This is a genomic window from Ralstonia sp. ASV6 (assembly GCF_016429285.1).
In the GTDB taxonomy this organism is placed as follows: Bacteria; Pseudomonadota; Gammaproteobacteria; order Burkholderiales; family Burkholderiaceae; genus Ralstonia; species Ralstonia flaminis.
The window spans coordinates 34805-45533 of sequence record NZ_JAELUI010000032.1 but is presented as its reverse complement, the minus strand read 5'-3'; the positions used below and the strand labels follow the sequence as shown (position 1 = coordinate 45533).

General features: G+C 62.6%; 10 protein-coding genes. 3 read left to right on the top strand and 7 right to left on the bottom strand.

Annotated elements, in window-relative coordinates:
• From JHD73_RS08615 to JHD73_RS08605, 3 genes are all read right to left on the bottom strand, one after another.
• Positions 1-1446, bottom strand: a 1446-nt coding sequence (locus tag JHD73_RS08615; RefSeq protein WP_199029759.1) for an ATP-dependent helicase, incomplete at its 3' end; no start/stop codon positions are given.
• Between the two features lie 151 nt (positions 1447-1597).
• Positions 1598-1990, bottom strand: a complete 393-nt coding sequence (locus JHD73_RS08610; RefSeq protein WP_199029757.1) for a 2-oxoglutarate dehydrogenase — start codon at positions 1988-1990, stop codon at positions 1598-1600.
• 19 nt (positions 1991-2009) lie between these two features.
• Positions 2010-3812, bottom strand: a complete 1803-nt coding sequence (locus tag JHD73_RS08605) for a peptidase S10 (protein WP_199029755.1) — start codon at positions 3810-3812, stop codon at positions 2010-2012.
• A 1175-nt stretch (positions 3813-4987) separates the two neighbouring features.
• Between JHD73_RS08605 and JHD73_RS08600 the strand changes: the two genes are divergently transcribed.
• Positions 4988-5944, top strand: coding sequence for a dienelactone hydrolase family protein (locus tag JHD73_RS08600; protein ID WP_233176849.1), 957 nt, complete (start codon positions 4988-4990; stop codon positions 5942-5944).
• A 474-nt stretch (positions 5945-6418) separates the two neighbouring features.
• Here the strand turns inward: JHD73_RS08600 and JHD73_RS08595 are convergent, their stop codons facing one another.
• Together JHD73_RS08595 and JHD73_RS08590 are read right to left on the bottom strand one after the other, a co-directional pair.
• Positions 6419-6751, bottom strand: a complete 333-nt coding sequence (locus tag JHD73_RS08595; protein WP_199029751.1) for a YnfA family protein — start codon at positions 6749-6751, stop codon at positions 6419-6421.
• 143 nt (positions 6752-6894) lie between these two features.
• Positions 6895-7905, bottom strand: coding sequence for a TraB/GumN family protein (locus JHD73_RS08590; protein WP_199029749.1), 1011 nt, complete (start codon positions 7903-7905; stop codon positions 6895-6897).
• A gap of 65 nt (positions 7906-7970) precedes the next feature.
• Between JHD73_RS08590 and JHD73_RS08585 the strand changes: the two genes are divergently transcribed.
• Together JHD73_RS08585 and JHD73_RS08580 are read left to right on the top strand one after the other, a co-directional pair.
• Complete coding sequence (locus JHD73_RS08585; RefSeq protein WP_199029747.1) at positions 7971-8120, top strand: hypothetical protein; 150 nt, start codon at positions 7971-7973, stop codon at positions 8118-8120.
• Between the two features lie 99 nt (positions 8121-8219).
• The gene (locus JHD73_RS08580; RefSeq protein WP_199029745.1) at positions 8220-8528 is read left to right on the top strand and encodes a DUF1272 domain-containing protein; all 309 of its coding nucleotides are present in this window, start codon (positions 8220-8222) and stop codon (positions 8526-8528) included.
• A 4-nt stretch (positions 8529-8532) separates the two neighbouring features.
• Here JHD73_RS08580 and JHD73_RS08575 read toward each other — a convergent pair whose 3' ends face one another.
• Positions 8533-9492: a GlxA family transcriptional regulator gene (locus JHD73_RS08575; protein ID WP_199029743.1), complete on the bottom strand. Its 960-nt coding sequence runs from the start codon at positions 9490-9492 to the stop codon at positions 8533-8535.
• 2 nt (positions 9493-9494) lie between these two features.
• Positions 9495-10679 (bottom strand): hypothetical protein, encoded by a 1185-nt coding sequence (locus JHD73_RS08570; RefSeq protein WP_199029741.1) that lies wholly within the window; start codon positions 10677-10679, stop codon positions 9495-9497.
• Positions 10680-10729 lie beyond the last annotated feature (50 nt).

Sequence of the window (10729 nt, the reverse complement as noted above, 5' to 3'; positions counted from 1 at the left end):
GGCAATCGGGTCCACCGCCTCGGCCATGGCGTCGAGCACGCGCGCGGCGGTGGCAGGGCCGGCGCCGGGCAGTAACTGGATCACGCGAAACCCAGCGATGCGGTTGCGGGGGTTCTCGGCCCAGCGCAGCACCGAGAGAACATCCTTCACGTGCGACGCTTCCAGAAACTTGAGGCCGCCGTATTTCACGAACGGGATGTTGCGGCGCGTGAGCTCGATCTCCAGCGGCGCACTGTGGCTGGCTGTGCGGAACAACACGGCTTGAGATTTCAACGCCAAGCCGCCTTCGCGCTGATGCAGCACCTGCTCGGCCACACAGCGCGCCTGTTCGGCTTCGTCGCGCACCGAAATCAGCCGTGGGCGATGTGTCGACGCACGGTCCGTCCACAGCGTCTTGGCAAAGCGCTCCGTGGCGAAACGCATCACACCGTTCGAGGCATCCAGAATCGGCTGCGTCGAGCGGTAATTGCGCTCCAACAGCACTGTGTGTGCCGGCCGCGTGAAGTGGCGCGGGAAGTCGAGGATATTGCGCACCGTCGCCGCACGAAATGCATAGATCGACTGTGCATCGTCGCCCACCACCGTCACGCCACGGCCGTCGGGGCGCAGCGCCCGCAGGATGGACGACTGCAGCCGGTTGGTGTCCTGGTATTCGTCGACGAGGATGTGGTCGAAGCGCGTGCCGATCTCGGCGGCCAGTTCGGCGTCGGACACCATCGCGTGCCAGTACAGCAGCAGGTCGTCGTAGTCGAGCACGTGCTGGGCCTGTTTGGCTTCTACGTAGCCATCAAACAGCGTGCGCAGTTGCGCTTCCCACATCGCGCACCACGGGAAGTGATGCTTGAGCACGGCGTTGAGCGGGCTCTCCGCATTGATGGCCCGCGAGTAGATCGCCAGGCAAGTCTGCTTGAGCGGGAAGCGGCGCTCCTTGGTCGACAGGCTCAACTCGTGGCGCACGACGTTGAGCAGATCGGCGGAATCGCTGCGGTCGTGGATGGTGAAGTCGGGTGCGAGGCCGACGCGTTCGGCGTATTCGCGCAGCAGGCGTGCGCCGATGCCGTGGAACGTGCCGGCCCAGGGCAGGGTGGTCTGGTATGACGTGCCGGCGGCATTCAGCGCGCTGGCGCCGCGCTCGCCCTGCATGGCACGCGCCAGCAGGTGGCCGGCGCGGTTGGACAGTTCACTCGCGGCCCGGCGCGAGAACGTCAGCAGCAGAATGCGTTGCGGATCGGCCCCGTTGGCCACCAGGTGTGCGACACGCCAGCCCAATGTGTGCGTCTTACCCGACCCGGCGCCGGCCAGCACAAGCAGCGGGCCTGTTGCGGCCGCATCCGCCCCGGAAATGCCGAATTCGACCGCTTGGCGCTGCTGGTCGTTCAGTTGGGCCAGGTAACCCGGAGTGACCGAGCCATTGGCGGTGTCGGGGGTGGGAGAAGCGGAAAGCACGGCGGGGGCGTCGCAGAAAATAACTGTATAAATATACAGCACCGTGCGACCCGTCGATCAAAAGCGAGAACGGTGATGTCACACCCTGGCAACGGGCGCGACACCACCGTGTTTGCGCACGACAAGGCCCGCTTGCGTGCGTCAGACCTGCTTAGTGGCGCTGTTGCACGTATCGCTGCACATCACTGATCGAGACTTGGCCCGAATGGGCTGTGTCGATCTGGTCAAAGTGCTTTGCCACGTAGCCCAGACCGCTGGCCTGGGCTTGCGCTTTGGTGATCGAACCGCCGTTGCTCAGCGCCGCGTTTGCACTCAGCCGTTTCACAAGGCGCTGCTGGGCCTCCTGTTGCAATTGCTCACCCGTGGAAGAGGCGGCAGGCGCGGCCTTATTGGCCGGAAAGAACGGGCCATCCACGCCGTGGCCGCCCTTGGGCAACGTCACCGGGGCCACAGATTGTGTGGTGGGCGATGCGTATGCCTGACCCACCAGCGCACCGAGGAGAATGGCGGGCAGCATGTGCCGCACAGTGTTCATAAGGGACATGATCACTCCTTCATCAAGATTAATGTGCAGCTTGTGCTGTGAGTGTTGGCGTGCCAGCAGGGTTCTCGTCTGCCCACGGCGCCGGCAGCGTTGCCAGCGTCAGTGCGGATGGAATGGACTGGCCACCGAAATACGCCACCAGATCGCTCTTCATCTGGGGCCGGGCAACGTCATCCAGGTAGATCATGTGCCCGCCCTGGTAGAACGTGACCTGCAGCTTCGGGTTCAGGCCCGACACGGTTTGCAGGCGTGCCAGCTGCTTCTCGGTGTTGAAGAACGGCGTGGCGAGATCGTGGTAGCCGTTGGACGAGAGCACCTTCAGCTGCGGGTTCATCTGAATGGCGGCGAGCAGATCGGGCAGCGTATCCGGCAGCGGCTGGCCATCATGCGAGAAGTCCCACGAACCGATGATGTTGTCGTTCAGCGGCACGAACGTCGCATTTGGTGCGGTATAGCCCAGGTAGTTCGGCATCTGCGTTTGCAGCGCGGTGGTGAACGGCTGCGAGATCAGGATGTCCGACGGGTCCCCGTCGCTCGCCAGACGCGAATCCGAGTTCGGCAGCGACACGCGCCCGTCGTAACGGCCAATCGTCGTGCCCGGCAGGAGCGTGGTCTGGAACGGCGTCTTGCTGAAGTACCCCGTCAACGCCTGCAGCGTCAGGCCGGAAGGCGATTCCCACGACGCGAGCGTCGACTTGGACGGGAACTTGGGCGTGCCGAGCGCGTTCGGAGAGCCCAACTGGCTAAGCGCCCACGAGTTTGCGTACGTCTTGAACGTGCTGTACTTGTTCGTGACGAACTGCTCAGACTGCGTCGCAAACGCTGACTGGCTCGGCTGGCTTGGCGAGACCTGGTTGAAGTAAGACGCCACTGCGGCATAGCCGGGGTAGTAGCCCACCAGCGTATCGGTCGCGAGCTTCAACCCTGCGGTTGAGTTCTCGATGGCGGTGGCTTCAACCGCATCCGCAAAGTAGTTCAGGATGGACGACTGCAGCACGATGCCGGTGAGGTGCACGCCTGCTGATTCCAGCGCAAGCGCCAGCATGTTGGTGCGCGGTGTGCCGTACGACTCGCCGTACAGATAGATCGGCGAGCTGCTGCGGCTGTTCACCGTCAGGTAGCGCTGGATGAAGTCACGCATGACGTTGACGTCGACATCGCTGCCCCAGAACGACTGGTTGGTGTTCGGCGCAATCGCTTCGGAAAGGCCAGTCCCCGGCGGATCAATGAACACCATATCGGTGGTGGCGATCAGGCTCTCCGCGTTGTCCACCAGGGTGTAGTTCGGCCAGTTGGTCAGCAGCGGATCCGGCGTAGCGACACGGGTGGGCGCAAATGAGCCCAGGCGCAGCCAGATCGACGACGAACCCGGCCCCCCGTTATAGAAGAAGGTGACAGGCCGCGGCTGCCCGTTGGTGCTGGGCGCCGTGTACGCGACGTATGACATTGTCGCCTCGGGGTTGCCGCTGGCATCCGATGCTGTCAGGTGGCCGGTCGTGGTGGTGTAGTTCACCGGAGTGGTGCCGGCCGTCCACTGATAGTGCATGACCGCGGCATTCTCGGACACCTGTGACGGATCCAGGCTATCCGTCGCATTGGACGAATATGCGACCGGGTCCACATAGGGCTGGTTGGCCTGCACGGTTTTCGCGGTCACGTCTGTCTGGTTTGCGCTCGCTGCGGACGCCACGGGGCTGCCGTCATCGCCCCCGCACCCGGTGACAAGCGATATGCCGACAAGCAGCGCGCCAACGCCGACCAGCCGCCCCAAAGAAGGAGAACGGCCAAGGCCATAACCACTGGAACTACGGTTTGGTTTCATTTGCATCCCTGTCATTGATGAGATACGAACAAACAAAAAGCCGCCTGGCGAAGAAATCACCAAAAATGGGCAAAATAATCGACGCACGCTTTTATTTCACCGGGGAAATCAAAACGATTTCACGCAGTGATCAAGAAAGCGATAACGATGAATGCCAATAATATGATCGGTGCGATCGGCGCTTTAGCGGCGGGTTTCATGCAAATCAAGAATCAAAAAAGCATTCCTGATCTGCATTGAAAAGCGCTAAGTCCAGTCACGGTCACCAGAGGGCGGTGGCTTGAGGAGAACAAGGTCGACAGCGGGTTCTGGTGGCGAACTCGCGCCACCGCTTCCACCGAGGGTGAATGGAGAGGCTGGGTTGCTCAATAGCGTGGTGCCGCCATTTGCAGACCAAGCGTCAGATGCACGGCAATGGTGCAGTGGGGGCTGATTCCGGGCATGGAATTCACATGTTCTTATGCGCCCAGGTTGTGCTCGTGTTCCATCTCTTTGTTGTGATCTTGCGGACAACATGCTGTCTCCCGGATCAGGATAGTTGTCAGGCCATTGTGGGTTATCTCGGTGGCCGTTTTATACACCTTTTGGGTGTTTTGCTCGGTTCACGCCATTCGTCTGGCGTCAAAAGAGTGGTTGAATCATAGAGGCAAAATTTGCCGTGTCAATGGAGTGTCGCGTCTATTTTTTAGCTTTGTAATTTTGATGCGAAATTGATGTTTACGAAAACTTACACGACAAATTTTTCATTCATTTAAGCGAGTGCTTCATGTGCCAAGTCTGAATGTGGCCAAGGGTTTTATCCTACCTACACCATCAAGCAAGGTCTTGCAGGGCAATCTTCAGTCGTTGGGTTGCAAAACAATTGTTATCTCTGTTTATAAAAAATAAAGGCAAGTACTCGTTGGCGGCGCGCCTGGGCACGCCGGCGCGGGCATGGAGGAACCAGCCCGCAGGGCGGAACGTCACGGAAGTCGCTGTATAGACGTACAGCCTGCAAGACGGCTGCCGGAGCGTACCCGGTGGCACATGGTATTGCGGTGCTGGCGGTTCTCCCTAAGATGGTTCTACGGGACATCAACCATCATCGCGCAAGGGGATGTGTCATGCGATACGAAGCGGGCCATGCATCGCACTTCAACCGGTGGGTTTCTTGTCTGATATGGCTGGCTGCTGTGATGCTGTCGCCTACGGCGGCGGCGCAGGCGCTGCAACCGGATACCCAAGGTCGGATCGAGTTCAACAGCTTCACCCCCAAGACCATGTTCGATCTGGTGCGCGAGCGTCGGCAGAATTGGCCTGAGCAGAAAGTCTGGGGCGACTTGTCTTTGCCCAAGACGGACGCCGCCAAGGTGCCCGCCATCGTGCTCGTGCACGGTAGCGGCGGTGTGGAACCTGCCATGGCGCAATGGGTGCAGGCACTCAACGAGATCGGCGTCGCCACCTTTGTGATCTACATCTTCGAGCCGCGCGGCGTGAAGCGCACCGTGGAGGACCAGACGCGTGTGCCTCACTCGGCCGACATGGTCGATGCCTACCAAGCGCTGCAACTGCTGGCGACCCACCCCCGCATCGACCCCGCGCGCATCGGCATCATGGGGTTCTCGCGTGGCGGTACGGTGGCCTTTCAGACAGAAGAGGAACCGCTACGGCGCGCCGTCATCAAGAGCGATCTCAAGTTTGCGCTGCATATTCCGGTGTATGCGGCGTGCGGCCAGGTGTACTGGTCGCCTGACCTGAGCCGCGCGCCCATGCTCAATCTGGTGGGGGCAGATGACGATTACGTGATGCCCGAGCCGTGCGAACAACTGGCCAAGCGCTACGCAGATGCCGGTGTGCCTGTGCGGACGATCCGCTATGACAGCGCTCGGCACGGGTGGGATAGCACTGTTGCGCTGGCTTACCTGGGCCGGGCCACGAAGTCGACGTCATGCGGTGTTGTGCGGTGGGATATCGATACGTGGACAGCAACCGCCGAGCGCACTGGCGAAATCATTGAACCCGCCAAGCTCCGGGATTTCTTCGCTGGGTGCGTGTCGTTGGGCGCGCATGTCGGGCGCAACGAGGCCGCGTACCAGAAATCCCGTAAAGACGTGCAGGCTTTTGTGCGGGAGGTTTTCTTTACCGGCCATTGAGGCGGGCGCCCGGTCAGATTCCGTCGCGCATTTTTTTGCCAGATCCTGGGGCGAGGTGCGCTGGTTGACAGCGTTGACCAGTTCAGCAAGAAACCACGGCAGCACGAGTTCAGTGCTCGAATCGGACAGGCCGATGCGCAGCCTCGGCTCTGAAGTCGGCTCGGCGGTCTGGTCAGACCGCACCGGGCGGCTTTGCGCAAGCATCGCCTGAAGCTCCTGATCGGAGAACGTGGCGGAGGACGTCGTCAGTGCAGAAGCGGTCATGGCTGCGGACATCAACACTGATGCCACGACAAGATGTTTAAGGATTGCGGCAGGCATCGGTGCCCTCCATCGACAAAAGGACTGAATTGACGGTAACCGATCGCGGTGACTGACTGCGCGGTTGCCGACAGCAATGATCCTCCTTCCGATCCTAGCCGTGGCTTAGCGTTCCGTTTTGGTCAGGAAAGCGTAAATATCGCGTGCAATCGATCAGGTTGCCTGCGGTTGCAGCGCAATCACCGCCATGCCGATCAGCGCGATGGCTGCGCCGCCGACGTCCCAGCGCGTGAGGGAAATACCGTCAACCAAGCGCAGCCAGACCAGCGCCACGACGATGTACATCCCCCCGTACGCCGCATACGTGCGTCCGGCCGCCGTTGGGTGCAGTGTCAGCAGCCATGCAAACAGCGCGAGCGACACCGCCGCCGGCAGCAGCAGCCAGATGGGCTTGCCCTGACGCAGCACGAGCCACGGCAGGTAGCAGCCGACGATTTCCGCCAGGGCGGTGACGGCAAACAGGAGGGCGATGCGGAGGAAGTCCACGGGTACAGGTCGGCGCCGAGGCAGTCAGGATGGGGGCGATTTTGGCACGGTGCGGTGGGGCTGCTGCGATATGGCACAGCATGCGCACAACTGTGGTTGCCGCCGGGGCGCCCCCGCCAAGAAGCGCTCACGCCCAGCGCGGGTCAGTGCGAAGCTGCCGGCGGCAGCACTTGCGTGACTGTAAACCCGCGCGCAGCCATGAGCGCCGGCAAACCCTGCGGCCCGATCATGTGCAGTGCGCCCACGGCGACAAACACACGTTGGCCACGCGCATGCACGCGGGCAATGTTGTCGGCCATGGCACGGTTGCGGTTGGTTACCAGGCGCTTGAAGGCGCGCTTGTCCGATGGCGTCTTCAGGCAATCGCACCACTGCGGATAGCGCTCCAGCGTGCTGAGGTCGCTATCGGCCCAGGCATTGGCGAGGGTGAGGGTTTGCGTGCGCGCCTCGCCCGATTCAATGGCGTCGAGCTCGGTGTCGAACTGCTGCACCATTTCGTTCTTCGGCACGATCTCGTCCAGCACGCGCAGTTGGTCGGCCAGCGTTTCCAGCGGAACGATGGGCAGGTGCACGCTGTTGGCATAGGTGGTCAGGAACAGGTCGATGCCGAAATCGGGGTAGAGCCCATCGGCGCGCAGCCCCAGTGCCGACAGCGAGGCGAGTTGCATGATCGGCTGGAACTTGCGGATCTGTGTCAGCGCGGTGTCGGGCAGGCACGCGGCGGCGATCAGCTTGTCGAGGCGCTCGCCGCGGCGGCCGCTCACCAGGCGAACATCCTCCTTGGTCTTGCGTGCGGCGAATGCCTTGCGGCTGCCTTCCTTGTCGAGCAGGTCCAGCTCGAGTGCAACGGCATCGCTGTGCTTGAGTGCATCGCGGATGGTGGGCCCAGGCAGCATCCAGTCGGCACGTGCAACGTGGATCGTGCCGTACAGCCACGATGTGCGCCCGTCCTTCTCGATCCGCCAGAGCAAGCCGTGGTCGGTGGCGCGCTGGGCGGCAGCGGCCCAGCCGTCTTTGGGAATGGAGTCGGACGCCGGCGGCGGGCAGTGACTTGGCGTTTGCGGTGATGCGTCTTGTGCGGCGGCGGTGCCGATGCCCGACAACAGGCAGAACGCCGCTGCAAGCGAGCGCCACAGGGTGCGGTTGCGTGCCATGACTCTTCCCCGAGAAATCTTGTGATGTTGTGCGTGTGATGTCTGCAGTTTAGCGGGCGCTGACCATGGCGTCCCATGCCGCCATCGCGCAATCGACGGTGGCCAGCAATGCCTCGCGCGGCGCCATCGCGCGCCTGAATCGTGACGAGGGGGCTGGGCCGCACGCCGGCGGTGAGGATGGTGGTCGGGCCACGGTAGCCATTGGTCAATTCTGATGGCAGGATTTTTTCCATTGCTGTCCGGTTTGCAGATGGTGGGCTATGTGCGGCATGGCTATCGTGATGGCATGTTTTCTCAACTTGACCGAGGCAGCCATGTTGGAACTCCGCCCCACCTGCGAACACTGCAATTGCGCCCTTCCGCCGGAATCGACGCTGGCCCGTATCTGCTCGTTTGAGTGCACGTTTTGCGCAACGTGCGTTGATACGCTTCTGGATAACGTCTGTCCGAACTGTGGTGGCGGTTTTGCTGCCCGTCCGATCCGGCCGTCGAAAAACTGGAAGGACAACAACGATCTCGCGCAGCATCCGGCCGGCACAGTCGTCAAGCACCGCCCAGTGGATCTGGACGCATTCGCACAGTTTGCCGCGCCCATTCGTGCGATTGCGCCGGAGCAGCGCTAAACGATCAGGCCTGGGCGCGCCAGCGAGCGGGTGGTACGCTTTCTTCCTGGCGCCAAGCTGCGCGAAAGGCCTGCGGGCTGGCAAAGCCGCAGGCCTCTGCCACGCGTTCGACGGGCCAGTCGCCGCCCTTGAGCAGCCTGCGTGCCATCGCTATGCGCAACTGTTGCTGATATTGCTTGAGTGTGACGCCGCATTCCTGCTGGAACAGGCGTGCCAAGTGCCGATAGCTCACAGCGAAGCGGCTTGCCAAGGCCTCGTAGGGTAGTGTGCTGGCGGGTTGCGCTGTCAGAAAATCCTGCACCGCGTGAATGACCGGATGGCCGTGATTGCGGTAGCGCAGTTGCGCATCGAGAGCGGGGTCATGCCCTAGCCGCCGGAATGGCACGACATTCTCACGCGCTACGCGGATTGCCGCCGCCTCGCCAAAATGCCGGACGATCAGCAACAACGCCAGGTCGATACCCGCCGACACGCCTGCCGACGTAATCAACCCTGCGTCTTCCAGCAACAGCCGGTTGGGTAGTACGCGCGCGGCCGGATAACGCTTCTGCAGCCGCTCCAGGTAGTCGTGATGCGTCGTGCAGTGGCGCCCATCGAGCAGGCCGGCGGCCCCCAGCAGGAAGGCGCCCGTGCACACGCTGGCAAGCGTGATCTCTGGCAGCCGAGGCGCCACCACCGTTTGCAGCCAGGCGATCGCTTCCAGCTGTTCGGGTGTGACGGGCGTGTCGAGTGCGAGCCGGCTACCGATGACAATGACCACATCGCCGCGTTCCAGGTGCTTGGGTAATGGGTGCAGGGCGGTCAGTGCGGCGCCCTGGGCGCTTGTGACTTCATGGCGCGGGCCGACGCAGCGCAGCGGCACGGATGCAATCCCGAGCCCGGCCAGCGACTCCAGCACCTGCATCGGGCCGCCCAGGTCCAGCATGTGAACATGCGGCAGCACGACAAAGAAGACGCGGCGCATGCCTAGGCACCCAGCTTGGGCGGTACGGCGTGCGCGCCGCGCGTTTCGCGAAACCACAGCGCCAGGCTTTCGTCTTCCAGCGCATACGCGCCGCGCGACTCCTTCCAGATCAGGTTCTTGTCGCGCAGCGCGTCGAGTGCGGCTTGCACCGTGGCGGTGGAGAAATCACTGTGGCCCAGGCGGGCGGCGTAGGCTTTCATCGCGTCCTCCGAGAACGGTGAGTAGCCTTGCCCGCGCTCGATCAGCACCGCCAGCACGGCGCGCTGGATTTCGGTCAAGGCGCTGTATTCGCTTTCGATTTCGCCCCAGATGCGGTCACGAAAGCCCTGTGCGCCGCGCTTGAGCAGCTCGCCCAGGCTGGCGGCCTCGCCCAGTTCCAGCGCGATCTCGCTGACGATGCCCTTGAGCATCTCCGGCCGGTGTCCGACCAGCTGGAAGGCGGCAAAGATGTCGTCTTCCTTGAACTGGTTGTTGGGCGCCAAGTGCTGGTTGACCCACGCGGTATAGGCCGACACATAGGCGCGGCCGAGCAGCGGGAAGTTGGTCACGCGCGAGCCGAAGAATGGCTGCGTGCGATTGAGCAGCAGGTTGGCGAGCTTGTCGCGGTTGGAGCCCGTAAAAACCAGAAACAGACGCGGTTCCTCAACGCCCTGGTTCATCTGGTCGCGCGCGGCCTTGAGCGCGAACATGGCGTTGGTGCCTGCCTCGGTCGACAGCGCGTGCTGCGCCTCGTCGATGATCAGCACGATCGGCCGCTGCACTGCCTTGTAGAGCACATCCAGCGCATCGGCCAGGGTAATGCCCTGCGGCAGCCCGATCTTGCCCAGGTTGAAGGTGAAGGCGCGCAGTACCTCGACCTTCTCCATGCCGGCCTGTTTGGCGAGCTTGGCGATCGGCCCGTCGAACTCGGCCAGCTTGGACTTGATGGCATCGGCAATCAGCAGGCCGGGGTCGCGGGCGCGGTCGGCCCACAGGTCGACGTAGATGGAGATCCATTTACGGCGCTCGACCTCCGGCACGAGGTCTTCGCGCAGGAACGTGCTCTTGCCGGTGCGCCGGGGCGCCGCCAGGAACAGGCCGGAGCGCGCATCGGCCAGGCCCTTGCCCTCCAGGCTGTCGCACAGCGTGTGGGCGAGGTCCTGACGGTGGAAGTTGAAGCGGCCGGTGTCGGAATCGGTGGATGCCATGGCTTTAGGCTCGATTATGGATCGCGGTATAAATTATAGCTGACACCATA